We start from the raw sequence: 25,205 nt of genomic DNA on the forward strand, positions 1-25,205 counted from the left end.
TGCGAGAAGGACTTTTTTGATTTCCGCGTATTTGATGAAGAGAATGATGACTTCCGCATCCAGCCCTGTTTTTCGCCGGTCTGGGATTCGGCCATCACGGCGGTGGCCCTGGGTTCCTCCGGGCTGCCCCCGGACCATCCGCAGTTGCAGAAGGCTGCGGACTGGCTGATTGCCAATGAAATCCGCAGTTTTGGCGATTGGAAAATCAAGAACCCGTATCCGGAAGCGAGCGGTTGGGCTTTCGAGTTTCACAATGATTTTTATCCCGATGTGGATGACACCTTTGAGGTGTTGCTCGCGTTGCGCCTGATGCAGGCCACGGACCAGAAAAAGCAGAATGAAGTGATGCATCGCGCGCTGAATTGGGCGAAGAGTTTCCAGTGCAAGAACGGCGGATTTGCCGCTTTTGACAAGGATGTGACCAAGCATTGGCTGGACCACGTGCCGTTTGCCGATCACAAAGCCATTCTCGATCCTCCGTGCAGCGATATCACGGCGCGTGCGTTGGATTGTTTTGCCAAACTGGGCGTTTCCCGGAAGGACCCGGTAATCAAGCGGGCGATCAAGTATTTGCGGGACACCCAGGAGGAGGACGGTTCCTGGTTTGGGCGCTGGGGCGTGAATTATGTGTATGGCACCTGGTTGACCCTGCGAGGGCTGCATTCCATCGGGGAAGATATGAATCAGGACTGGCTGGTGCGTGCGCGCGACTGGCTGGAATCCTGCCAGAACCCGGATGGCGGCTGGGGCGAAACTTGCGCTTCCTATTGGGACAAAGGTCTCAAAGGTCAGGGGCTGAGTACGGCATCGCAGACAGCCTGGGGCCTGATGGGCATGTTGACCTGTGGTGATCCAACCCGTCCGAGTATCCAGCGTGCCGGTCATTACCTGGCTTCGATGCAGCAGGAGGACGGCAGTTGGAAAGAGGATGTCATCACAGGCACGGGTTTTCCCTGCGTCTTTTACCTGAAATATGATCTCTATCGGAACAACTGGCCGCTGTTGGCCTTGTCCGAGTTGCGCCAACTGATAGGCCTGCGGCGCCAGGACGCCTTGAAATGATCGCTGTTGCATTTCCCACCGAGTTTGAAGCCCGCGACCTGATTCAAAGCCTTGTCAGCAAGCAAGCCAGGAATTTTTCCGGTGTGGACTGCTACACGGGTGATATTGGAAAAACACCGGTGCTGATCATCATCACGGGGATTGGTGGGCGGGCGGCAGCCGACAGTGTGGCGCGTGTATTGACTCAAAACCTGGCCGCACTGCTGATCCTCACGGGTTTTGCCGGCGCCTTGAACAAGGACTTGCGGAAAGGCCAGGTGCTGGTGGCCGCCCGATATAGTTCCAATGACATGTTAAATTTTTTGCGCCTCCTTCCAGGTTACGACATCGGCCTGATGTGCACGTCCGAGAAAATTGCGGCCACGCCGGAGGAAAAGGCCGCCCTGGCCGCGGAAACAAGCTGCCAGATGGTCGATATGGAAATGGCCCCGGTGGCCGAGGTGGCCAAACGCCTCGACATCGAAATCCTGGGCATTCGTGTCATCAGTGACGAGGCCGATGAAACGATTCCAGCAGATATCCTGTCGCACTGTTATAATCCCGAAACGGGACGTCCGTCGCCGGTCCGCATGGCCCTGCACTGTCTGGTTCGTCCCCACCGTTGGGGCGCGCTCAAGAAATTCCTGGCGCCCCTGCCTGAGGTGCGGCGCACGCTGACGAATTTTCTCATCAGTGTGCTGAATGAGTTTGAGGAGAGCTAGAAGTTGGCCGATTCCATTACCTGGATGCATGCGGGGTGAATACGGCCTGATGTTCTGATTTTATGCGGCGCGATATTGAATTTAAAATCAAACGTGAAGATGGTACTTCGTATGAAGTCCGGGTTTCGCCATTTGGCGGCGCATTCAAATTCCAGTTCAAGGAGAAAGGGCCCGATGCCGCCTGGAAGTATGACTGCAAACCATCGAGGACAGACCTTGAAATGCTGCTGGATATCATTGAACGGCGCTATGCCAGGAGGCGGTCCTCACTCAAGGATGTGCAGGCGGCGCAGAAATTATTGAAAGATTTTAACCGCGCCTAACCCGGATGTTTCACACGCTTCAGAAAACCCTTGCGAAGGGTCCAGCCCTCAAAGCGGCGCAGAAACAGGGGCGCAACGACATCCGGGTTATAAGCTAAACCGACGGAATAGGAATTTTTCGAATTGGAACTGCCTTATTTTGAGGCGGTTTTGCAATAGCCTGCTTACCCTCCAGCGTTTCCTCTCCTGCCAACGGACAAACCCAATCAAGGGGAGAATTCCCGTGACGGGCGTGGGATAAGCAGGCTAAATTGGCCTCGTATGCCCTCCTTTGATATTTCATCCGATGTGGATATGACCGAAGTGAAAAATGCCTGCCTGCAGGCCCGTAAGGAGCTGCAAACACGCTTCGATTTCAAAAGTGTCAATTGGGAGATTGAAGAGCAGAAGGATGCGCTGGTTTTAAGCGCCGACGACGAATTCAAGCTGCAGGCCTTGAGCCAGATCCTGATGGGGAAACTGGCAAAGCGTTCGGTCAGTTTGAAAAATATCGATGCCCAGAAAACCGAAATTTCATCCGTCGGCCGCGCGCGCCAGGTTTTGAAAATCAAACAGGGAATCGAAACCCCGGTGGCCAAGGACATCATTGCCCGGATCAAGGGACTGGGCCTCAAGATCCAGGCCCAGATCCAGGAGGGCCAGGTGCGCGTGACGGGTAAAAACAGGGATGATTTGCAGGCTGTGATCCAGTTTGTCCGCGGCCAGGACCTGTCCGTCGGGGTTGAATTTGGAAATTTCAGGGATTAACCCGGATGCCCGCCTGTGTCTGCAAACTCCCACGGTATGCTTTGTTCAAAGGCCGGGCAGAAATATGGAGCAGAACCATCCGGGTTAAAAACAAAACCGCCTGAATATTATTGGATTATTTTGAAACAGAACTTCTTTATTTTGAGGCGGTTTTGCCATAGCTTGCATGTTCCCGGTGCCTGTCTTCGTGCCCGCAGAGAAGAAAGTGGCGGCGGATTTTTAAAAAGAATGTGAAACATGCAAGCTAGAGCAAATTGCATTCATATTGTCGCCTCATCACGAGGCCCATCTTGGGCCGTGGCGATCCACTCCATACCCATAAGCTGGTTTCTGGATTGCCGCGTCGCTGCGCTCCTCGCAATGAGGCATGAACGTGCTGCAGAATAAATACAATATGCTCTAACAAATCAAAAAATTCAATTATATATATGAAAAAATCATGCCTGTTTCTCGCCGTCTTTGCGTTGCTGTCGTACCAATGCCATGCGCGCATCGGGGAAAGTTCCGCCCAACTTGAAAAGCGCTTCGGCCCGCCGATCCGCGAGCTCAAACAGCCCGGCGCGACGATTTATCAAAACCAATACATCAACAGTGACATTCTTATCCTCGCCACGATTTGCAATGGCGCGTCTGTCGTGGAACATTACATGAAACTGAAGTCCGTGCCTGTTGGAAATGAAGCGCCGGTATTGATCTTGATGCCCGTGGAACTGGCGGCTGCCATTCTACAAGCCAACACGGAAGGTTCCCAGTGGGACGAGGTTGAGAACAATGAGCACACGCGGCGATTGGTGCGCGCGGACAAGAAAGCGCTCGCGGTGATCGTTAAGGAGAAGCAGTCTGTCAAGGAAGTCAGGATCAGTTCGGTGGATTTTGCTGAGGCTTTGGCGGGACGTACTTCATCGGGTCAAAATAAATAACAGGGAACATCGTGGCCCGGTTGAAGGAAGAGCCCGCTCCCCGAAACAGTTTGCTGTTGTTTTTGGCGAGATGCGCCGAGGCCTTCCTGCTTTGATTGGCTTGCAGTACTTCTTCCATGGGCGGGGCTTTACCCTCGATAATAACAGGAGTTCCCACCTCTGTTGATTCAAAAAGTTCCTTTGCCTTGTCCAACGGCATCCGCATGCACCCGTGCGAGGCCGGGAATCCCGGAAGCCAGCCCGCATGCATGCCCATTTCCCCGCTGCTTAGACGCATGAAATAGGGCATCGGTATGTTGTAAATAGTGGAAACCCAGTACTCGTGCTTGTCGGTGACTGCGTAATTTCCGGTTGGGGTCGGATTGGAGTCGCGCCCGCTGGACAGGTCGGTTTCCCAGATGACATCGCCGTCCTGGATGACATACGCCTTTTGGCAGCTGAGATCCACCCGGATGAATTTCTTGTGGTGTTGTTCCGGAGTGGCGGACAATCCGCTACAGAAAAATACGAGGGTCAACAGAGCAGGTATAATACGTTGCATGGGCATCGATAAATAGGGATTCTTGTGGAAATGACAATGGAAACCGGTTATGGAAGCCTTTAATTTACCTGAAGAACAAAGGCTGTGGGAAGCGGAATTTCAGCTCAAGCAGCTTGCTTCGGGTGAATGGACCCTTCAGCCCGTCGCGGAAGGCGAGGTGTTTCACCCCGTCATCGGAGCGCGACAGGAGGCAGAGCAGCTTTATCTCCGCCCGTTTGATTTTTCCGCGCGTTGCCGGAGCGCGGTGAATGAGCCACTGGTCGTCTGGGATGTCGGTTTGGGGGCTGCCGGCAATGCGTTTCATGCCGTCGAGTGTTGGTGCCGGGAGCCGGAGCGGGACTTGCACCTGCATAGCTTTGATCTCAACGACCACGCGCTGCGTTTTGCGCTCCATGCGAGATGGCAACATCCGGAAGCGTTTGAGTGGCTGGCTCCGACCCAGCCAGCGCTGGAGGGTCTGGACTGGCCCGGGATACTTCGGAACCAGGGACTTGTCCGCCAGATCCGGGGCCGCAGCCTGAAATGGCAGTGGCATTTGTGCGATTTTCCATCCTGGATCGGGCAGGGGAAAGCACGGCAACATCCTTTGCCGGAACTGGTATTTTATGACGCCTATTCACCCGCAAAATGCCCGGCAATGTGGGCGTTGGAGCACTGGCGGAATCTGAGGGCCTTATTCGATAAAGAGCAGCCCTGCGAAATTGCGTTTCATTCCCGTTCGACGGCGCTGCGCGTCACATTGCTGCTCGCCGGGTTTTACGTAGGCAGAGGAGTCTCAATTGGTGAAAAGGACGAAACCACCGTGGCAGCGACCCGGTTGGATTTACTGAAACGTCCCCTGGCGAAAGATTGGTTGGGGCGGGTGCGGCGTTCCAGTTCCGCCCGGCCGTTCAGGACAGGTGTCGCCGGACAGAGTTCTATAACAGTTGTGGATTTTGAAATGCTGGCAGCCCATCCGCAGTTTGGCGGGTGAACTCCGAACAAACCTTCGGCTTTTCAACCGGGATTGTTTGCGTTAGTTTGCCTCATTCATGAGCGACCCGACTTCCGTTAAAACGCGAATTGCCGAATTGGAACGTACACTGGAACAGTTGAGGCAACAGACCGGCGCTGAAGGAAAATCCGAACCGATTGTGCCGCCGCCCCTGCCAAAACGGGCCCGGCCGGTCAGGGGAAAATCAAAGGATGAAGCATCCGAATCCATCATCCCGCCTCCGTTGCCGGTGGCTCCTGACGCCCCCAAAAGCGGGACGGAAACCGGAGCGGCCAACTGGTTCAGCCGGGCGGGTGTGGCGATGGTTTTGATGGGCCTGGCGTGGCTTTTTAAACTCAGCATCGACCACGGCTGGTTTACGCCCGGTCTTCGTATTGCCTTTGGCGCTTTGCTCGGCGCTGTCTTTTTGTTTTACGGCTGGAAATTGAGGGAGGCCCGCCCGGTGCTTTGCCAGGCCTTGATCGGCGGCGGCCAGGCTGTTTTTTATGTGACGATTTATGCCGCTGTCCGTTGGTACGCGTTGGTTTCCGATCCCGCGGCCTTCTGCCTTATGGTGCTGGTGTCCGCCGCCGGTTTCTGGTTCTCAACGCGGCTCAATTCCATGACGCTGGCTTTTATTGGAATGATAGGTGGTTATGCCACGTCGTTTTTATTGTACAGCGCCGAGGCGCACGTTTCGGCCCTGGTGGTTTACACCCTCATCATCTTGGCCGGGGCCATGTCCATTTTTTGGCGCCGCCAGTGGCTGGCCGTGCCTCCGGTGGCCGGGTTGGGGGCCTTGCTGGTCCTGGAGATCGCCTATGACCGCCTGGAGTCCGGAGATCAGGCGGGGAAGATGGCATTGCAGGCCGGCTTTGTCTGCTGGTGGCTTTTGCTCTGGCTGGGGCCTTGTCTCAAGCGGTTGACATGGGAAGTGCTGGATGAAAAGAAAAACCGCAATCTCGAGGGCCTCGTCAGTGTGCTCGCCCTGGCGGCGCCGATCATCACCTTGGGTTACACAGCCGCCATTTGGTCGATCTCCAAGCATACGGAAGGTTCCATTGCCTTTGGCGCATCGGTTTTATATTTGATTGTCTGGTGGAAGTTTTATTCCATGCGCAACCGCATGCTGGCCTTGATCCATCTCATGGCGGGCGCGGTCTTGTTTACAATCGGCATCGTATTGTGCCTCAAAGGCAATGCGGTGTTTTTCGCCATGGTCCTCCAGGCGCTTGTGCTGCACATGGTCGCGCAGGTTACGCGGTCTCCCTGGTGGGAGTGGATTGCTCATGTCTTTTCCGCATGGGTCGGCGGGCTTTTGTTTTACCGCTATTTTGAATCCCTCGACGGCCCGCCAGGGCTGACGCTGACCGCCTTTTTCAACCTGCTGGCTGTCTATGTCGGCTTTTACATCTGGCATGTCCGGCGTCAGGAGATGGCCGGGCTTTTTTATTGGATTGCTTCCACGATTCTTTTGCTGGGCTGGCCTGCGCGGGAGTTTCATGAAATGAAAAATGGACTTGCCTGGATCACCGTGTTTTGGGCCCTGCAGGGTTTTGCCCTTGTTTTTCTGGGGCATCGCGCCGGAGGCTCTCCCACTTTAAGGAACACGGCTTACGCGGTACTTGCGCTCGCGGTGCTGAAATTGATCTTATGCGACATGGCTCAAGTGGCCGAGGTTTGGCGTGTTCTGCTCTTCCTGGGGATCGGCGGACTGTTTCTTTTGTTCAGTTACCTATTGCCGAAATTCAATGCCGAAAATGGCGCCGGTGATGATTCTCTGCCTCCGGCGTAAAGTTTACATGGTTTTACTCGCCAGCTCACACGGCAGCGCTATGAAATCATTTGCATGAATGTCGTCCACGTCGCTTTGCGTCCAACTGAAGCCTCCCTGGCCGCGGGACGGCCTTCTTTGACTCCCGAGCTGATGGCGGCCACCGGCGCGCGCTATTCCCGGAACAACGAGGGATTGGGTTCCATTCTCGAAAAGATCGATCCGAACCACCTGGATAAATCGGTGGATGGCATCTTTAAAATGATCGATTACGGCCATCAATCCATCGCCGACATGGTGCCGGTCGCCATGTTCATGGACGGCATGTCGCTTTGGCTTGCGTATCATGTCTGGACGCTTTGCCCGACGGCGGGCGGGCAGGAGTCGTCCACCCGCTACATCGAACTTTCCGATGCCAGCCTGCTGCCTCCGGATTCCCTCGGCATTCCGGAATCCGAACACGCCCAATGGCGGGACCTTATGCGGGACAGTTTTGACGCCTACAAAAAATGCCACGATGCCTGGGATGCGCTTGCGGCGTTGGATCCCGCGCTCATCCGCATTCCCTCCGGGGTGGTGGAAGACAAATCGGAAAAGGGCGTCAAAAAGCTGGCCCGCATGAGGCGCAATTATGCCTTCGACCGGGCGCGGTACTATCTTCCTGTTGCCGCCAAAACAAATGTGATGCTGGCCATGTCGGCCCGGGGCTGGGTTGTGCTTTGCCAGCATCTACTTTCGCTTCCAATGCCCGAGCCTCAAAAATTGGGGGGCTTGATCCGGGCCGAGTTGGAGCTTTGCGCACCGCGCCTGCTGCGCCATGCCTCGGCGAAATCCTACCTGGAGGAGGGGTTGCGGGAAAGTTTTGAGCAAACGCGGCGCATGGCCGATATGTTGCCGGACACCTGCCTCAAGGAAGGCGCGGACCCGGTTTGTCATCCGGCGGCTCCCTATCTGGACGTCTTGCTGCCCCAGGGGGCCGATGGCGCAAGGATGGCCGCGGACCTTGCCTTTCACGAAAACCGTTACGCATGGATGGGGCTGGACATCCAACGCACCGCGGTACGGTTTGGGTGGGAGGCGATGGCCATTGCCGAGATCCGGGACCTGAACCGCCACCGCACCGGAACAAAATATTGCCCGCTGGTTCCGCGCGGTTTTTATGGCGCTTTGGATCAGGTCCCGTCCGGGGCCGCTGGTGGTATTTTGCGTGAAAGTGTGGAGACGGGCAGGCGGGCCTCCGCGCTGGCCCTGAAAAAATTAAGGGCAGGAGACCCGGGGTATATATACTGGTCTGTGTTGGGTACCCAGTATCCCTTTGAGCATACCACGACGGCCGACAAATTCATCTATGAGGCTGAATTGCGCACCGGCGTCGGCGCCCATTATAAATACGCGGAACATTTGCGCGAGGTTCTGGCGCTTTGGTATGAAAAATTTCCGGAGACCCGGGGAAAAATTTTGGAAGGCTCAGCCGAGCCCGAGTAGTGGTTCAGCAGTTTCAAAAGCCGGATGCGCCTCGGCGTGTTTCGCTCCGAGGCATATGAAGATACCCATCCGTAAGGGTGGGTATCTTCACCATTTGATGATGGCCAGATCATTTTGGGTGATGGCCATGGCTTCCTCAACCGTGATCCAGCGTTCCGCGGCCCATTCACCACAGGAGTCTGAAATGGCCAGTTCATCGGTCCTGGCATTATAGCCGATAATCATCCGCAGGTGCCCGGTTTCGGGGTCGTGAAAATTTTGGTTTTTCATTTCCTTTCGTATCGGTTCAAGTGATTTTGTGTGGGCCACCCAATCAGTTGTCTTTTTTCGTTCCAGATTTCGTTTGCGCAGGTCTTTTTCCATGTCCTTGTCCACATAGCATGCCCACATGATCGGCAGGCCTCTTTCGATGTACTTGCCGATGATTTTTGCATCTAGAAACTGTCAATGACTTCAATTTTCCTGCTGTATTGCTGGATGTATGTTTCAATATTGGCGCGGATCGCAGCCAGATTGGTTCCTCCTCCCATTCTGGTATCGCCGGTCATTGCGAGCACATACATATCGGCGGGCATTTCTAGATAACGCAGGTATCGTTCCCAGGTTGCCGGTACGCAGTAGCCTTTCGGGCCCTGATCGACCATTGGGATTTGTTGCAGCACCACATCGCCGTTGGGCCGGTGTTCAACGCGTTTCTTCAGAATCCCACGCAGGTCGTTGTCTGAAATTTTTGTTGCGCGCCCTCTTGCGTCCGCCGTTTCGCAGGAAACAATGCGCAGGGCGGTGTATTCTCCCTTGGGAGAGGCGAGCAAAAACGCATGACCTTTCCAATTCCAACGCAGTACGGATTCACGCGTGGTGCTGGTGGTCCCGAATTGTTTGCGCTCGGGTTCCCCTAAAATTCCAGTGAGTGCGGCTTCTATGGTGCGGGCGTCCATTTTGACGGCGTCGCTGAAATTTTTAATCGTTTTCGATGTCGGGTTGGATTGGCTGTCGAGATTGGAAAATCCCTCATAATCCCCTTTGTTTGCAAACACGAACGAGAGAGTGTTGGGCTTTCCCTAGCTCGCGTAGAGGGCGAGGGAATAGGGACGCGCTCCCAGAATGCGCTCTTCCTTTTTGGGGTAAGAGCGGAAGCTGCTTTGGGTTTCGGTTTTTGACTCTTCCGGCAGGTGGATGCGAGAGGCAACAACTGAGGCATCCTCGTTCCAGAGATTGTCCGAAGCCAGAAGCGGAATATTCAACACCTGATTCAAATTCTCGAATGTCACGTTGCCGCTTCCGCCTGGCGGGGTGTTCGTAGGGGCTGGAATTGTTGCGGCGGGGTTTGCAGGCGCGGGATTGGATTGTGCCGGTGTTATGGCGGGGGAAGGAGCAACTGTTTCCGATGTGGTTTTGTCTTCAATCTCGCGGATCGTAACATCGGATCTGGCGATTGTACCTGTCACGCCACCAGAATCCCTGACGTCCAGACTTTCACCGTTGTCTTTTATAATATCAAGCTGTGTTCCAGCCGGGAGCGATTTGGCGGCGCTGCCGGCATCGCCCAACTGGATCTGCATTTTGGCTCCCGCGATGGCGATGGTCCTGCCCTGGCATTGCGTTTCACAAAAAAAGACAAAACCAAAGAGGCATAGAGTACAACGGATGAAGGATGATTTCATAAAATACTTCACAAAGACGCCCACATTTATACAGGGCATTTGCAAAAGATGAAGCAATAAGACAACGGCGAACCACTAGCCGGGCGGCCAGCCGAGGTTTCTTCCACCGAGAACATGGACGTGCAGATGAGGCACTGTTTCGCCGCCGTGGGGCCCGTTGTTGATCACGATACGGTAACCGGAGGATGATATTTTTTCCTTCCGCGCCACTTCGCCGGCGGCCAGCAGTAATTTTCCAAGAAGATTTTCCTCCGATGCGGGGATTTCCGCGATCCGTTCGTAATGCTTTTTTGGAATGACGAGAATATGCACCGGTGCTTGTGGATTGGCATCGTGGAACGCGAGGACATCCGGTGTTTCATAAACAATGCGGGCGGATATTTCCCGGTCCGCAATTTTTTGAAAAATGGTTTTAGCCTTCATATCCAGGCTAAAGAATGATGATTTCAACCGCTGTCCAGTCGTCCTGGGACAGCTTTTGCCGGACAAAATTAACGATATCCGTGCTGAGCGTTTCGCAATTTCCCTGCCAGCGTCCGGCCTGTTGCAATGTTTTCACGCACCTGCGCAGGCCCTCGAGTTTGATGCCGCGCACGACAACCCGGGAAGCTTCCTCAAGGCGTTCCCGCAACAGATGGAAAAAGAGCAATTCAAAACGGGCGGCCCTGGCGATTTCCGGTAGGCTGATCGTGACCCGAGGCGCGACGAGCGTAAGTTGGTTTGCCACATCCGGATAGCCGATGCTCAGGAGCGTTTTTTTGATCAATACCTGCAGCTCGGAGGAACTGATGAGGCAGCCGTGAAACTCCTTCCGCAAGTAAATGCTTAGCGCCTGCGTAATGTCAGGAGTCCATTCCCATTGGCCGTATCCGGCCTTGAATGCGGAACAATCGATGCTTTCGGCCACCCATCCTTCCGACAGCGGGATATTGCGTTTGTTTTGCCAGCGGACGAGAGGGAGGTCTTGGGGGAGTGCGATCATTCTGCAGGGGGATTAATCAGGTGATATGGAGGCTTTGAACTTCCTCGACAAATTCGTTGATGTCCTTGAATTTCCGGTAAACCGAGGCAAAACGCACATACGCGACTTCGTCAAGCCGCCGAAGTGCGCGCATGATGGCCTCCCCGATTTCCGGGGCGGGTATTTCGGTGTTGTATCGCTTCTCCAACTCATCTGTTATGCGGTCCACGGTGGTTTCGAGTGTTTCACGGTTGATGGGCCTTTTTTCACAGGCTTTCATCAGGCCGGTGAGGATTTTCTTGCGCTCGAACATTTCGTAGCGCCCGTCGCGTTTGATGACGCGCAAATCCTCGCGTTCGATTTCCTCATAAGTTGTGAAACGGTAACTGCAGGCGAGACATTCCCGGCGGCGGCGGATGACCGCGCCATCTTTCCAGGGGCGCGAATCAATCACCCGATCTTCCATGCTATGGCAGCGCATGCATTTCATACAAGCTGTTGTGTCTACGGCAGATTAGCCAACCCTGTTAATGGTGGTCAAGCGAATTACGGGGTTTGCCTATAATTATCTTGTCGAAGCGTCATGGCCCTGATCGATTGCAACTTCATCGGTGCTTTTCTTAAAACACACATTCATTCCCGTTTAAAACAGCTTTTTGATAAGTTTGGGTTCTCGCGATGACGCATGCGCTGCGCGGATGGGGCTTTTAAAGCAAAAAAGCGGAGAACCGAAGTTCTCCGCTTTTGTTAGATGAAAAAGTTATTTCTTCTTTTTCTTCGCAGCCTTTCTCTTGGGGGCTGACTTTTTTTTCTTCGCACTTTTTTTCTTAGCGGGCATCCGTAATCACCCCCTCTCGTTTGAGTTGTGCCTTAAGGCACCTTTTTTGTATTTGCAACACACAAGCAATTAAATTTTCTATTAAAAATCGTCAAACATATTTTTTGCCTTGGAAAGGCCTTTTGAGCCATGATAAAAACTGTGTTTCAGTTAAAATATAAAAATGATTTATAATTATTTGTTTATTAGCCACTTATTTGATAAAATAACAGTGAATATCCAAAAAATGGAATCGACACGTTGAATAATATAAAATAATTACGGAAAACGAATTATAAAACATGCCCAAACAGCCGGGAAAAATATTTTCACTTTTTTTCGGCCTCCAGCCTGAAATTCCGTGAAATCATTGTGGAAACGGCATTTTCGCCAAAAAGCAAAAGCAGCCCGCTTCTTCGCAGGATACGCTTTCCGGCGCGCAATCAGAGCTGGCGCCGGAGATTTGACGGCAGAATTCCAAGCTCCGCGCGGTATTTTGCGACGGTTCTGCGCGCCATTTCGATGCCGCGATCCTTCAGGATATCGACGATTTCCGAGTCGGATAAAGGCTTGTGAGGGTTTTCACGGTCAATCAGAGCCGAGATGCTGTCTTTGATGCTTGTATTCGCCATGGTTTCCCCCTCGCTTGTCGTGTATCCGGAGGTGAAGAAAAATTTGATGGGGAAGACGCCCCAGGGAGTTTGAGCGTATTTGTTCGACGCGGCGCGGCTGACCGTGGTCTCGTGTACGCCGACGGCTTCCGCCACCTGGTTCATGGTGAGAGGCTTGAGGTTGCCGATCCCGTTTTCAAAAAAATCTTCCTGCCGTTTGGCGATTTCATTCAAAATGTTTTCGATGGTTTGCTGGCGCTGGTAGAGGCATTTGATGAGAAATTTGCCCGCGCGGATGCGCTCGCGCAGATATTCCTTGAGGTTTTTGTCGCCGAGATTCTGGCCCATCAGATCCTTATAGGTGTCGCTTATTTTCAACCGCGGGATCGGGTCGTCGTTCAATTGTGCCGTCCACGTGTTGCCGACTTTGACAAATGCCGCCTCCGGCTGTACGACGTTTTGCGGAAGGTCTGCCGAGTAGGAGGCCCCCGGGTGGGGCTGGAGCCTGCCAATATATTCTGCCGCTTCCTGAATGCGTTCAGTCGGCACTTTGTAGTGCCGGGAGAGTTCCAGATAACGTTTGCGGCCCAAACGTTCGAGGTCGTTCCGGATCAGTTCCGTCTCAAGCGATTCACCGCGCCCTCGTTGCGCCAGTTGGATGAGCAGTGTTTCGCTCAGGTCGCGCGCGCCCACGCCGGGAGGATGGAAACTTTGGATGAGCGTAAGCGCGGTCTGTGCTTGCTCCGGCGTCACGCGCGCGGAGGTGGCGATTTCGTCCAGTGGAACAGTCAGATAGCCGTTTTCATTCAAATTTCCGATGATTGTTTCAGCCGCACGCAGGATGTCTTCATTTTCAGTGCTGAGCATGAGCTGGCTGATCAGGTGGTCACTGAGGGTTTCCTGTTCTACCTGTGAGTCAAAAAGGAATTGGCGGCGTTTTTGCAGTTCGCTAGTCGGGGTGTTGGGCCGGTTGTTTTGCGAAAAATATTCGCGCCAGTCCTCGTCCATCTTGCGGATTTCGTTGATTTCGTCGTCCCATTCGTCCTCCTTGTCCTCGGGCTCCTCGACTTTCTCTTCGAGAGTGGGATTCGCCTGCAATTCCTGTTGGACCAGCGAGCGCAATTCGAGGGAGGGGGCCTGCAGGAAGTGCAGCGACTGCTGCATTTGCGGAGACAGCGTCTGGGACAGGGAAAAATTTTGCTGTAAACCGATGCCAGACATCCGCTATTACTTAACCGCAGCAGGGCATGACAGCAAGCAGAAAGTATGCCACAATAAAAACACAAATGAGTTCCCATTTTCTCAAAGTGAGCATCCTGGCCAGTGGAAGTTCCGGCAATTGTACGCTTTTGGAAACCCCCGGGGCTTCGGTTTTGATCGATGCGGGGTTGAGCGGCAAAAGAATTGTGGAGCGGCTGGGACTGTTGGGAAAGCGTTTGGAGGATGTTTCCGCGGTTTTGCTCACGCACGAACATTCCGATCACGTGTCAGGCCTGCCTGTGCTGGCCAACCGTTATCAGATTCCGGTGTATGCCAACAAACTGACTTCCGAATACCTGCACCCCTTGGTTCCCAAGTACAAAGGCTGGAGGATTTTTGAAACGGGATCTGTGATCGATCTGGGATTCATGCAGGTGGAAACATTTTCGATACCCCATGATGCGTATGATCCGGTCGGTTTTGTCGTGCATGCGGGGGGATTTGCCGCGGGTTTTTTGACGGACCTCGGTTATGCAACCCGGCTGGCAGTGGAGCGCGTGAAACATACGGATGTATTATTGCTGGAAGCGAATTATGATCTCAACTTGTTGCGGAATGATCCCCGGCGTCCCTGGGCGGTGAAGCAGAGGATCATGGCCCGACATGGCCATCTTTCAAACGAGGCTGCCGCCGGAGTCGTGGAGCAGGTCATATCAGCGCGGCTGAAGCATTTGTTCCTCGGACATTTGAGCGAGGATTGCAACACACATGAACTCGCGGAGGCCGCCGTGTCGGGTTGTTTAAGCCGGATCGGAGCGTCCGAAGTGGCTTTGCACCGGACCTATCAGAACCGCCCGGCTGAAGCGATCTCGCTCGAGAAGTGAACGGAGCCTGCACCTGTATCATTCTGGTTCAGGACAACCTCAACACCCACTCCTTCTCATCCCTTTACGAAGCTTTTGAACCTGCGGAGGCCCGGCGCATCCGCGAACGCTTCGAGGTTCACTACACACCCAAACATGGAAGTTGGCTTAACATGGCGGAAATCGAACTCAACGTACTGGGTTCCCAGTGCCTTAACCGTCGTATCAAAGATTTGTCCGAACTGCGCCACCAAGTCTCGGCTTGGACCCGGCTGCGCAATCAATCCCAAGACCATATCCAATGGCGCTTCATCACTCACGATGCCAGGATCAAGCTCCAACGACTTTACCCAGTCATTACGTCATTGTCCGTTCAATGAAACACTAGCCTGCATAGGTCCTAGCGCGTCTCTTTTCACTGTTCTGTCACAAGTGCCAACAGGTTGAGCATTAAAATGGGTGTGAAATATGCAGGCTAGCTTTCTGGCCGCCCAAATGGGTGACGTAATAAACAGCCGCCTCGGAGCGGCGTGAAATCCCCAGCTTGCCCATGGCATTGCTCAAATAATTCTTGATGGTTTTCTCCGTAAGCCCCAGTTCCGAGCCGATTTCCTTGTTTGTCTTACCTCGGGCCACCTGTGCAAGTACGCGCAGTTCCTGGCGCGACAATTCCCCCGTCTCTTTCGTTTTTCCGGACAAGCGCTGTTTCTGCAAAGCGCTAAATACACTTGTCGCCATCGATTGATCCAGGATTCGTTCCCCCGCCGCAATCTTGCGGATGGACTCGATCAAGCGGTGGCCATCCGCATCTTTCAAAAGGAAGCCGTCCGCTCCTGCCTCGGCGGCTTCCAGAAGCAAATCATCGCTGTCGTACGAAGTCAGAATGAGTACATGAGGCGGCGCCTCCTGGGCCTTGAACTGGCGGCATAAATCAAACCCGCTGCCGCCCTTGAGCCGGATGTCGAGCAAAGCCAGGTCGAAGCGGGTCTTGGCGGCCATTTTCAGGGCATTCTCCACGCTGTCGGCCTCGGCAGCCACCTGCAAATCGGGCTGGTTTTCGATCAATGTTTTCAGACCCAATCTGACCATTTCATGATCGTCCACGATAAGTATTTTAATTTTCTTCATTTTGATCTGCTTGTTTTTTGGCCTTTGGCAACAAAAGCAAAATCGAAGTCCCCGACCTCGGTGTCGCCTGTATCTTGAGGTCGGCTTCCATGTCGCGGGCGCGTGACCTGATATTGTTGAGCCCATGGCCTTTGCCCGGTTTTTCCGATAGATCGAACCCGCGTCCGTCGTCCTCGATTTTTAAAAAGTTCCTTTCATTTTCAATTCCCAGGGTGATTCGTACCTGCCCGGCTTCGGCATGCTGCCGGATGTTGCTCATGGCCTCGGCAAGAATACGCAGCAGATGAATGGCCTGATGTTGTGAAATGCCTGACAGTGCGCGATCCTGCAGTTCCACTTTGACGTCGCCTCCCATGCCCGAGGCAAAACGCCGCACCAACTGCTGGATGACCTCGCCCAATTCGTGGCCGCTCAGATGGTCCACCTGCAATCCGGCCAGAAAAACCCTGCAATCGCGTATGATCCTGTTGATGTCGCTTACGGCTTGCGAGAGTTGCCGCCGCTGCCGGGCGGGCGCGGTCTTAAGCCGGCTTCTGCAGGATTCAAGGTTGAGCCCGACGGCATAGATGGATTGAATCACGCCGTCATGCAGTTCCCGGCCCAGTTCCTCCCGCTCGCGCAGCATTTGCTGGAGTTTCTGGCTTAACTGTGAGGTCTTTTCCATTTGATCGTGCAATCGGTTTCTGGCTTCAAAAAAGTTGAGGATTAACCTGGCAATATGGCCGAATTCCGAGCGGCTCGCGGAAAGCCGGCCCAGTTCCTCCTTGCCCGACCCGTCCAAGCTGCGGGCAATGACGCGGATGGGTTTTTCCACCCAGGCCAACAGTGCCGCCGCGCTTAGAAACACCATAAACATCAGGTAGAAGGATAGAAAGGCAAATAACAAGCGCCGGTCGGATTCCGTCTGTTTGAAAATTTGCGGTGTTTTTTGGTAAAAAATCCGGGCAATGCTTTTTCCTCTCCAGTTTTCCAACGGCTGGTAAAAGGCGATCTTGTCATTTTGGCGTTGTGTTTGCAAATCGATTCCCGGCGTTTGTTCCAGGGTGATCTCAGCGGCGGATTCCCGGGCCAGGGTATCGAGATATTCCCTCGACACTTTGCGGCCGATCAAGAGCCAGCCTTGGGGCGTTGCTGCACGCATGGGGTCATTCGCGGGCTGGATCGGCGCCAAAAAATATTCAAGCAGTCCCGAATTTCCGCCTCCATAAAATCGTGGGAACCAGTTGCGACTTGTCAGTTGGAACAGATCCGCGTGGTTTAAGGACAATGGCTCATTTTGTCCCGCCTGGCTGCCGGTCGAATACCGGATATCGAAGTTGGCGTCCAGTACCCACACGTATTGGATTTGGAATTTATCCAGCACGGTGTCGATGTGATGTCGGGCCCATTCCCGCGTTGGCTGGTGTACAAACGCCACCAGTTCATCCTCGTGCGTCATATTGTAAGCAATACCACGTACGCCTTCCGAACTCTTCAGCAGTTGCTCTTTAAACCGGGTCTGTTCCTCGTTCAGCGTCGCATAAAACAGCCCGTTTTGTTCGGCCTGCTGCAGACGCTGGATCACGAAAAGCATGACAAGCCCCATAAGGGCAAGCCCTGTAATCAACAAAACAAGTCTTGTTTGAACTCGCATGGAATCCCGATTGTTTTACCAGATTACAGGGCAAGCGAAAGCGGTTAATGCAAATATCCCCTCTATCAAGAGGGGCAGAAAGGCCGCCGTGTCGTCTCGGAGTCCAATTTTTGGAGTGCGCAGACATGTTTGCGCTTTTGAAACGGGCGACATGTCGCCCGTAATGCAAAGCGGCGTCGTGCCGCCATACCCCATGTCTTTCATGCCCGGTAGGGCCCTTCAGCCATGTGAAAATGAGGCCTTTTGCCCGGCCATCCGGCACTTATATAAATTTCTGTCTCATTGTAGGTTGTCAGCCAATGAAGGGACACGTTATGAATAAATGCAAAAGTTATGTCGTTCGCATGTCAACCGCCTTGAAGGGAAAACAAGGCCAGACCTTGGTCGAGTACGGTTTGATTTTGGCCCTGGTTTCGATCGTGGTCATCGTTGTTTTGGCGCTGTTGGGAAACCAACTGCTTAATATTTTCAACACGATCACCAATACGCTGGGCGCGAACGGCGCTTCATAATCCCTTCCGGACGGGCTTGTTGCCGGGGCTGTTTTGCGCGATTGCCGGCCGCCACGCAATTCGTGCCGTGAACCATGGTGGAGAAAAGGGCCGTTTGGGGATATCCGGATCTGGACAAAGCGCTTTCCTCGGTGGAGGCTTATGTGCGGCACTCCATTGTTATGGATGGAAGGAATAACGGATGAAACAATATGCCAGCCGATTCCGCCAATGGATGCGGGGCCCCGACCTCTTTCTTCTGCGCAGCGCTTTGTGCATACTCATGGCCGCTTGCCTGCTTGCGCTTGCCGGCTGGGGTGCCTGCCTGGGTTACTGGCAGGCCAAACGAATCGTGTTTTTGGACAGGGCGCAAAAGGAACTGGAAAAAGGCGATTACGGACAGGCGTTTTTTCATCTCCAGATCACCCTGGCCCGGTTTCCGGGTGATATTCGCGCCAGTGAGATGTTGGTGAAGCTTGGAGACGCAACCCGCGCGCCCTGGACCCTGGAGTGGAAGTCGCGGCTGCATGCGATTGCGCCCGAAAATGACGGCTATACGCTGGCCCTGGCCGAGGAAGCCCTGAGGTCCGGACGCCCGGCAATGGCGCGAAACGTGGCCGGGACCCTTCTGAACCGCCCGGACAAGACTGCAGCCGCGGAAAATATACTGGCCGCCGTGTGTGTGAGCGAGGGAAAAATCGCGGAAGCGGGACAGCACTTTGCCAAAGCGCGCCAATTAAAGCCTTCTTCCGAGGCAATCCTGAAAAATTACCTGGCTTTTCAGATCTCGAACAATCCCAAAGCGCAATCTGCGTTGATCGAATCCCTTTTCAACGAACTCGACTCCTTTCCGGGTGGAAAGGCATCCGAACGGCGGCTTCGGATCCTATGGCTGCTTCAGCTCAAGCGGTGGCAGGAGGCTCTTGCTATTTCACAACAACTAATTAAAGAAACTGCTTCCCCTGATTTTTTCGACCAATTGCAGCATTTGTCGTTGGTCGCGGCTTTTGATCCCGCTGGGTTGGAGTCGTATTTGCAGCAAATGGAAAAATCCTGCAGCAAGGATCCGTTGCGCGCCCTGCCACTCATTAATTGGATGACTCGAAATCGCCTCAATGAAAGGGCACTCCGTTTTATTTCAAGCCTGCCCCAACAGTTGCGCGGCCTTGGTTCGGTACAGGAGTATCGGGCCGCCTGCGAACAAGCCCTGGGTCAAACCCGCTACACGGTTGAACGACTCGAGCATGAAAAATGGAGCCAGGCGGAAGAGTATCTGAGATGGGTGATTCTTGCGCGTGCGTATGACGCCCTCGGTGATCACAGCTCGGCCCTCAATGCGCAGGGACAGGCGGTCAATGCCGCCAAATTCTCCGCCCTGACAACCATGCGCTTGCTGGTCGAGGCCGAACGATGGTCCGGTTGGAGCGCGCAGCTTGAGCCGCTTCTTTTAAACCTGGGTGGCAGCCCCGCCTTGCAGGAAAGCGCATTTTTTTCCGTCTATGACTATTACCGCAAAATCGGGGACGCACGGGGCATGGGGATCATTGCGCAAAGGCTGCTCACGTTTCATCCCGCAGATCCGGCTCTTAATAACAACGCGGTCTATTTGGCGTTGCTCAACGGAAGTTCGTATCCCTGGATCTACCGCAAGGCCAAACAACTGGCTGATGATTATCCCAAAAATCCACAGATCCGTTCCACCTACGCGTTTTCGCTGCTTTTGCAAAAAAAGGGGGCCGAAGCGCTTGCTGTCATGGACAAAATCCCGGACTCCTTTCGCGAGCGTTCCGGAATTGCGCTCTATTATGGACTGGCCTTGCGGGCAAATGGACGGGAAGCCGAGGCTGCCCGGGTTTTGAAAAAAATCGATCCCGCAACGCTCCTGGACGCGGAGCGCAAACTGCTTGGCGGCGGAGCAAACACGGAATGATGTGAAAATTAGGAATTCAGAATGCTGAATTCGGAAACAAAACGGAAGCAATTTGAACCACGGATGGACACGGATCAACGCGGATAAAAACCAAAACAGGTTCTCACGCAGACGCAAAGGAATGCTCTCGCTTAAAACTTAATTCTTAAAACTTTAAACTTGATTTCAACCACGCCGCGAGACGGCGCCGCTCGGAGAATCCGATAAACAACAGCAGCAGCACCCCGGCCGCATAAGCCGTGGGTTCGGGCACAGCGGTCAAGATGGAAGTGCCCCCCTTGTAATAGGCATATTCCTCCGGCGTCGAGTTGGCTGAAAAATTTACGGTGGTACCGCTGAGGCTGCCGCTGGATAAGGTGTAGGTGCCCAGTCCCCCCATTTGCGACCAAACGTACACCCGGTCATTCAAGTCAGCCGTGGTGCCTCCGGTGATCGCCGACACCGGAATATAAAATGCATTGTCGCCGTGCCCGGAGCCGCCGAGCGTATGCAGTAGCACCGTGTTGTTTGTCGTCACGTTGCCACTGCTGTCGGTTGAGTCCAGACTATAGACAACCGTTGCCCCCTGGGCGGCAAAGGCGTCCGTAATCTGCTTGGTCGTGGGGGTTGGATTGGCGGCTTCGAAGGTGTTGAGATTGATGTCTCCGGGAGCCTTGAAGATCATCAATTGATCCAGAGAGATAGCGCTATTGCTTTGATGGCCGTCAAACAGGATTTCGACATAGTCGGTGCCCTGATAGTTGATGATCGAGGTGTCTGCAATAGTAAAGGCCGGCACCCCCACGCCGTTCTTTTGGTCCCAAAGAGCGCCGTCATTGGAATTGAAGCCGCGTTCGACACCCGGCGTTCTCGCCATAGCGTCCTGAATGGCATACATGCGCGTGTAGGTTCCCGATCCGGAACTGGAACCGCTCAAACCTGGCGAGCCGGGGAAGTATTGGTCGCCGATCAGCAGTGCGGCGTTCGTGGTGCCGCCGCTGCCGTTATAAAACGAGGTGGAAACCACGGCCGAGTCAACCGCTGCACTGAAGGTGCCGCCGGCACCGTTGACGGCGGGTGATGTGTAAAGGTCAACGATCGCCGCCTGCGCGGATGAAAATCCGAACAATACACTGGCCGCAAGAGCGGTTACTGTTATGACATTTCGTTTCACAGGCAGGATACTTGGGGGTCATATAAACCATATGATCCCCTCGTGAGATAAGCTTATGCTTACGAAGAGTGGGGCATAAGGGCTATACGGACACTGTAAATGGCCCTATGAAATCCAACCAAATGGCCCTATCCGGCTACGTCCGGCAGAATGCAGGGGATAGACACAAAACTCCCACTCCATCTCCATCTCAATCTCTTACTCCTAATCCTAATCCTAATCGTTCCCAACTCCTGAACAGTGGATCGAATGGATTTATGCGCTTCATGCAGGCTTGTAGCGCCGGATTTTCCATCCCATAATCCAACAACTCGAAAAGTTCACCCATCCAACAAACATAAAATCAAAACAATCCATAAACATGAACAATCATTTCAACACCCGTGGCAACGCCCCCGTTTTAACTCTCGCCGCGCTGGCCGCGCTTTTTGCGTTTGGAGCCCTGGTCTGGTTTGGCGGATCCCACAACTTCTACACCCCCGCTGGTTACGTCGGGTATGTCACCCGGGGCGCCGTCGTTGGCAAGACCGAGTACGTGGGCACCCAGGCCGGACCCACCTCAACCGGTTTGGGCTGGATGTTGCACGGCATTAATATCTCCGTCACTCCATACACCTACACCGAGGAATTCAACGGGTCTGAGTCCGTTTTGTCCAAAGACCAACTCAAGGTCGCTTTTCGTGTTCATACCATCTGGAATGTGCGCCCGGACAAGGTGAAGGAATTTGTCGAAAAATACAGCACCCTCGACGCTGAAGACAATCCCGACAAAATTGTCCAAGTCGCCTACGCCAACTTTGTCAGGGAACGGCTGCGCACCGCCGCCCGATCCGAGGTTCAAAAATTCAACGCCATGGAAATCAAGGACAACATTGATAAGATCGGGGAAGTTTTGCGCGGCAATATCCTGGAAATGACAAAGGATACCCCCTTCAATGTTCCGAGCGTGGTCGTGGGAAATATCCAATATCCCGAATCTGTATCCGAAGCCGTGTCTAACAAATTGGCCGCCTCACAGGAGCTGGAAACGCGCGAGATTCAAATACAGATTGCAAAGAAGGATGCCGAAAAACGGGTTGCCGAGGCCGAGGGTATCGCCAAGGCCATGACCATTGTGCAGCAAAAGCTGACACCTCTGTATATCCAGCACGAAGCAATCGAAGCGCAGAAGGCCATGGTGGGCTCGCCCAATCACACCACGATCTATATTCCCGTAGGCAACAACGGCGTGCCGCTGGTCGGCGCGGTGGACGCCTCCGGCAAATAGATCACTGCCTCGCATGCAGGATTTCCAGATCCGGAAGGCCCCAGCAGCGGATGTCCCAGTCCCGGGCCATCATGGCCAGGCCTTCCGTCTCCAAATATCCCCGATAGGGGGCCACAGGAAAAACCAATCCCTGGCGGTGCAGGTCCGCCCGGACCAAAAGCATGGTTCCTCCCACCCCATCCAACTCCAGCAACGGCGTCCCCCGATATTCCGCAAGATAGGCCCTGGCCCCGCCTTCTGGAGGCACATAAACTCCATCCCGCATGTCCTCCGCGCTGTCCTTTAACTTGGGATCACGGAACCGGAAGCTGTTCATGTCAAAGGTCTTGCCGCCTGGTTCCAGAACACAATGGGGCGCCACAATATCCTTGCCGGACGCCAGGAGCCGGGACAGCACGTCTTCGGGGTAATCTCGCAGGTCCGCATCGATCCAAAGTACCCATTCCTCATCCTTCAATGTTTGCTGCAACAATTCATTCCGGCAGCGAGCCAGCATCGCCCGCCGGGCCGGTTGCAGCTCCGGCAGCCAACGCGGACCTTGAGGCAGCCATTGCCAATGCCGCTGGAACCAATGAACGCGGCTGAACCTCGAAGCCGCGTTTTGCAAATGAGCCGTCAGTTGCTCTGCGGTTCCATCCGTGCTGTCGCCTTCCAAAATCCCCAAACTCAAGGCCTCGGCCGGATAACGCAGGCGCGCCAGCAACTCAAAGTAGCGCGTCAAATGGGCCGCCGCATCCCGCATGGGTGTCAGAACCAAAACTTTCGGCAGGATTTTCGGCAAGGCCCGTTTTGTATCAGGGTTCACGATCGCGGCCCGCGCCTTCCTGCCGCGCAAACGTCCCACGGGCGAAGGCGGTGTTTCAAGTCCTAACAAACGCAGATGCGGCTCCATGAGCAGACCCTGGCAGGCCAGTTCATGATAACAACGGGCATAATCAACCCCCTCAAACACCCGGGACGCGTTCTTCCAAATCTGTTCAAAATGCGGAGCGTCAAAGGTGTTCCGTCCGTGGATGACATACACATAGGATTCCGGCCTGTGCAGCATAACCACACGGTGGTCCCGCATCAGTTTTTCCACCACCGCCGTGTCCTCGCCCCGGGCCAGGGCCGGATAGGGGGAAAGTGCGGATTTCCGGCTGAGCATGCTGCCTGGAAACCACCAGCTTCCGGAAAGCGCCATCCTTTGCCGGTGAGGCCACCACAAAAGCACCGCATCCAGCAGGCAGGCATCCGCACCCAGGGCCACGATAAGCGACATCTGGTCCGACAACCGCCCGGGCGCATACACATCGTCGTCATCCCATTGGCAGATGAACTCGGTCCGGGCCTGTTCCATGGAAAATTGCCGGACTTCTCCCAGCAACATGTTTTCGCGCGGCGGACGGATCACGCGGATGCGCCCGTCACCCAGGGCGGCCACAGCCGTCTGCAATTTATCGGAAGGAAAATCCTCCACGATCAGCAAATGGGCGTTGGGATAAGTCTGGGCCCTGAAACCCTCCATTGACAGGAGGGCCTGTTCGCTCCGGTTCTTGGTCACCATCAGGCAGGTGACCTCCGGCCATGACTGTCCATTCACTAGCGGGCAAATACGATCCGCCCGGACTGTGCCGGAAAAGACCGACCTTTCCCCGGCCATCAAGTCGGCATGCAGTTCGGATGGATCCGGGCGCCAATAAGATCCCTGCCAATAATGCATGGCGAAAGTTTTCGGGCCGAAAGGGTGCGGCCCGCCGGGTTCCCGGTGGAGCAGGAGAGGATAGTGGTCCGAATCCGCAGGATACAAAACCTCCGGATCGAGCAGCGTGATGTCCTGCTTGCGTGGATAGGCTTCGTAGCATTCTGTCAGGAAAAAGGGGCCGGTCGATTGCAGCGCCCCCGTGCGGGCGGACGCTTCGGGCAGGCAATCCAGAACAAAACGCAAAAAGGGATGCCGCTGGGATGCCGCCATCCAGGCATTGCATAACAATAGTGTTTTGCCATGCCAACCAGTATGGCGTTCCGGTTCCCGGCCCAGGATCATGCTGTTTCCCCCGAGCAATGGATCCATGGCCTGCAAGGCTTCAAAATCCACATCGGCATATACCCCGCCAAAATGGTACAAGATCAAATAACGGAACATGTCCGCCCGTTGCACCGGCATGGGATAGGCTTCATACAAGGGGAGCAGCTTCGGATAATGCCGCCGGACAAAGGACTCGGCATCCGGATCACTCCAAAAGCGATGGTGCCACTCCGGATGCAGGCGGACCCAGGTCTGCCGGAGTTCCTGCAAATCGGTCGAAAGATGGGGCGTCTTCCATGTCTGGTGAAAGGCGCGTGGAATCACGGGATCCGGCCGACTGAACCGGGCCCGTATCTGGTGAATAAACAAAGGGAAGTTCATTCTCAGCGGCACAAATTAATCCAGTCTGGCTCAACTGCAACCCGCAAAACCCCGGAGGGGCGATTTAACACCAGCCCAAGTCAAAATGCCTGGGTATCTGCGTTAAAATGTCTTTGTTTGTGTTTTTCGTGGTTCTGTTCAAGTTTTAAGTTTTAAGCTCGAACTCAGCCCTCAGCTTTTCCTACGCGTCTTGGTGGTTCCGTGAGAGAAAATGCATTCCTTGTGCGCCTTACACTCGAGAGGATTATTACTGCATTGCTGAAATATTGCGGGATGACTTCGTTTTTGGAATAAGCCGCTTCGCGGCTGGCAAACGAACCCAAGGGTTCGAGTCTATTGCAGACTCCCGCTGTCGCGGGGAGCATTTTACAGAGTAAAATGCGCTCGAGAGGACTCGAACCTCCATGGTTTTACCCACTAGAACCTGAACCAACCCGTCCAACAGAGTAAAACCACTGTCCAAACCCATTTTGGACAGTTTTTTGGGCGACTGACTTGCATCCCCATTCTTCATGTGGGGACAGATCATGATTGATAAGTACCCAAACACGCTGATTGGGTCAAGCAATTCC

24 protein-coding genes and 1 pseudogene are annotated in these 25,205 nt (G+C 54.2%); 13 read left to right on the plus strand and 12 right to left on the minus strand.

Annotated elements, in window-relative coordinates; translation table 11 throughout:
- The 5 genes from PHD76_00005 to PHD76_00025 form a co-directional block, all read left to right on the plus strand.
- Positions 1-1,062, plus strand: a 1,062-nt coding sequence (locus tag PHD76_00005; protein ID MDD5260210.1) for a prenyltransferase/squalene oxidase repeat-containing protein, incomplete at its 5' end; no start/stop codon positions are given.
- Positions 1,059-1,763, plus strand: coding sequence for a hypothetical protein (locus PHD76_00010; GenBank protein MDD5260211.1), 705 nt, complete (start codon positions 1,059-1,061; stop codon positions 1,761-1,763). The genes PHD76_00005 and PHD76_00010, both read left to right, overlap by 4 nt.
- Positions 1,764-1,825: 62 nt before the next feature.
- The gene (locus PHD76_00015; protein ID MDD5260212.1) at positions 1,826-2,086 is read left to right on the plus strand and encodes a hypothetical protein; all 261 of its coding nucleotides are present in this window, start codon (positions 1,826-1,828) and stop codon (positions 2,084-2,086) included.
- 261 nt (positions 2,087-2,347) lie between these two features.
- Positions 2,348-2,833 carry a YajQ family cyclic di-GMP-binding protein gene (locus PHD76_00020; protein ID MDD5260213.1) on the plus strand — a complete coding sequence of 162 codons (486 nt, stop codon included), beginning with the start codon at positions 2,348-2,350 and terminating at the stop codon, positions 2,831-2,833.
- Positions 2,834-3,261: 428 nt separating this feature from the next.
- Positions 3,262-3,753: a hypothetical protein gene (locus PHD76_00025; GenBank protein ID MDD5260214.1), complete on the plus strand. Its 492-nt coding sequence runs from the start codon at positions 3,262-3,264 to the stop codon at positions 3,751-3,753.
- Here PHD76_00025 and PHD76_00030 read toward each other — a convergent pair.
- Complete coding sequence (locus PHD76_00030; protein MDD5260215.1) at positions 3,692-4,294, minus strand: L,D-transpeptidase; 603 nt, start codon at positions 4,292-4,294, stop codon at positions 3,692-3,694. The two genes, PHD76_00025 and PHD76_00030, sit on opposite strands and share 62 nt — an antisense overlap.
- Before the next feature lie 49 nt (positions 4,295-4,343).
- On the opposite strand from PHD76_00030, the gene PHD76_00035 reads away from it, so the two are divergent.
- Genes PHD76_00035 through PHD76_00045 form a run of 3 tightly spaced genes read left to right on the plus strand, consistent with a single transcriptional unit; the run spans position 4,344 to position 8,526 of the window.
- Positions 4,344-5,267, plus strand: coding sequence for an MnmC family methyltransferase (locus tag PHD76_00035; protein ID MDD5260216.1), 924 nt, complete (start codon positions 4,344-4,346; stop codon positions 5,265-5,267).
- Positions 5,268-5,325: 58 nt separating this feature from the next.
- Positions 5,326-7,062, plus strand: a complete 1,737-nt coding sequence (locus PHD76_00040; protein MDD5260217.1) for a DUF2339 domain-containing protein — start codon at positions 5,326-5,328, stop codon at positions 7,060-7,062.
- 54 nt (positions 7,063-7,116) lie between these two features.
- Positions 7,117-8,526: an FAD-dependent thymidylate synthase gene (locus PHD76_00045; GenBank protein ID MDD5260218.1), complete on the plus strand. Its 1,410-nt coding sequence runs from the start codon at positions 7,117-7,119 to the stop codon at positions 8,524-8,526.
- A gap of 87 nt (positions 8,527-8,613) precedes the next feature.
- On the opposite strand, the gene PHD76_00050 is transcribed toward PHD76_00045, so the two are convergent.
- The 7 genes from PHD76_00050 to rpoN form a co-directional block, all read right to left on the minus strand.
- A complete protein-coding gene (locus PHD76_00050) occupies positions 8,614-8,916 on the minus strand; it encodes a hypothetical protein (GenBank protein ID MDD5260219.1) in 303 nt (100 codons plus the stop codon).
- A 44-nt stretch (positions 8,917-8,960) separates the two neighbouring features.
- The gene (locus PHD76_00055) at positions 8,961-9,563 is read right to left on the minus strand and encodes a hypothetical protein (protein MDD5260220.1); all 603 of its coding nucleotides are present in this window, start codon (positions 9,561-9,563) and stop codon (positions 8,961-8,963) included.
- A 24-nt stretch (positions 9,564-9,587) separates the two neighbouring features.
- Positions 9,588-10,190 (minus strand): hypothetical protein, encoded by a 603-nt coding sequence (locus PHD76_00060; protein ID MDD5260221.1) that lies wholly within the window; start codon positions 10,188-10,190, stop codon positions 9,588-9,590.
- A 75-nt stretch (positions 10,191-10,265) separates the two neighbouring features.
- Positions 10,266-10,613 (minus strand): histidine triad nucleotide-binding protein, encoded by a 348-nt coding sequence (locus tag PHD76_00065; protein ID MDD5260222.1) that lies wholly within the window; start codon positions 10,611-10,613, stop codon positions 10,266-10,268.
- Positions 10,614-10,620: 7 nt separating this feature from the next.
- Complete coding sequence (locus PHD76_00070) at positions 10,621-11,172, minus strand: hypothetical protein (protein ID MDD5260223.1); 552 nt, start codon at positions 11,170-11,172, stop codon at positions 10,621-10,623.
- A gap of 16 nt (positions 11,173-11,188) precedes the next feature.
- Entirely contained in the window at positions 11,189-11,632 is a 444-nt protein-coding gene (gene nrdR, locus PHD76_00075) for a transcriptional regulator NrdR (protein MDD5260224.1), read from the minus strand.
- A gap of 779 nt (positions 11,633-12,411) precedes the next feature.
- Positions 12,412-13,800, minus strand: a complete 1,389-nt coding sequence (gene rpoN, locus PHD76_00080) for an RNA polymerase factor sigma-54 (GenBank protein ID MDD5260225.1) — start codon at positions 13,798-13,800, stop codon at positions 12,412-12,414.
- A gap of 65 nt (positions 13,801-13,865) precedes the next feature.
- Here rpoN and PHD76_00085 point away from each other — a divergent pair, with 65 nt between their 5' ends.
- Both PHD76_00085 and PHD76_00090 read left to right on the plus strand, forming a co-directional pair.
- Positions 13,866-14,663 carry an MBL fold metallo-hydrolase gene (locus PHD76_00085; protein MDD5260226.1) on the plus strand — a complete coding sequence of 266 codons (798 nt, stop codon included), beginning with the start codon at positions 13,866-13,868 and terminating at the stop codon, positions 14,661-14,663.
- Positions 14,664-14,680: 17 nt separating this feature from the next.
- Positions 14,681-15,022: pseudogene (locus PHD76_00090) on the plus strand (transposase).
- 70 nt (positions 15,023-15,092) lie between these two features.
- Here the strand turns inward: PHD76_00090 and PHD76_00095 are convergent.
- Positions 15,093-15,770, minus strand: a complete 678-nt coding sequence (locus tag PHD76_00095; GenBank protein MDD5260227.1) for a response regulator transcription factor — start codon at positions 15,768-15,770, stop codon at positions 15,093-15,095.
- Positions 15,757-17,403, minus strand: a complete 1,647-nt coding sequence (locus PHD76_00100; GenBank protein ID MDD5260228.1) for a histidine kinase — start codon at positions 17,401-17,403, stop codon at positions 15,757-15,759. Before PHD76_00100 ends, PHD76_00095 begins: the two co-directional genes overlap by 14 nt.
- A gap of 314 nt (positions 17,404-17,717) precedes the next feature.
- Here PHD76_00100 and PHD76_00105 point away from each other — a divergent pair, with 314 nt between their 5' ends.
- On the plus strand, positions 17,718-17,915 hold the full coding sequence (locus PHD76_00105; protein ID MDD5260229.1) for a Flp family type IVb pilin: 198 nt from the start codon (positions 17,718-17,720) through the stop codon (positions 17,913-17,915).
- Between the two features lie 181 nt (positions 17,916-18,096).
- Positions 18,097-19,824 carry a hypothetical protein gene (locus PHD76_00110; GenBank protein MDD5260230.1) on the plus strand — a complete coding sequence of 576 codons (1,728 nt, stop codon included), beginning with the start codon at positions 18,097-18,099 and terminating at the stop codon, positions 19,822-19,824.
- A 145-nt stretch (positions 19,825-19,969) separates the two neighbouring features.
- Here the strand turns inward: PHD76_00110 and PHD76_00115 are convergent, their stop codons facing one another.
- Positions 19,970-20,977: a hypothetical protein gene (locus tag PHD76_00115; protein ID MDD5260231.1), complete on the minus strand. Its 1,008-nt coding sequence runs from the start codon at positions 20,975-20,977 to the stop codon at positions 19,970-19,972.
- Between the two features lie 361 nt (positions 20,978-21,338).
- Between PHD76_00115 and PHD76_00120 the strand changes: the two genes are divergently transcribed.
- Positions 21,339-22,244: an SPFH domain-containing protein gene (locus PHD76_00120; protein MDD5260232.1), complete on the plus strand. Its 906-nt coding sequence runs from the start codon at positions 21,339-21,341 to the stop codon at positions 22,242-22,244.
- A 1-nt stretch (position 22,245) separates the two neighbouring features.
- On the opposite strand, the gene PHD76_00125 is transcribed toward PHD76_00120, so the two are convergent.
- Positions 22,246-24,633, minus strand: coding sequence for a glycosyltransferase (locus tag PHD76_00125; protein ID MDD5260233.1), 2,388 nt, complete (start codon positions 24,631-24,633; stop codon positions 22,246-22,248).
- Positions 24,634-25,205: the final 572 nt, after the last annotated feature.

The organism is Candidatus Methylacidiphilales bacterium (assembly GCA_028713655.1).
Taxonomy (GTDB): domain Bacteria; phylum Verrucomicrobiota; class Verrucomicrobiia; order Methylacidiphilales; family JAAUTS01; genus JAQTNW01.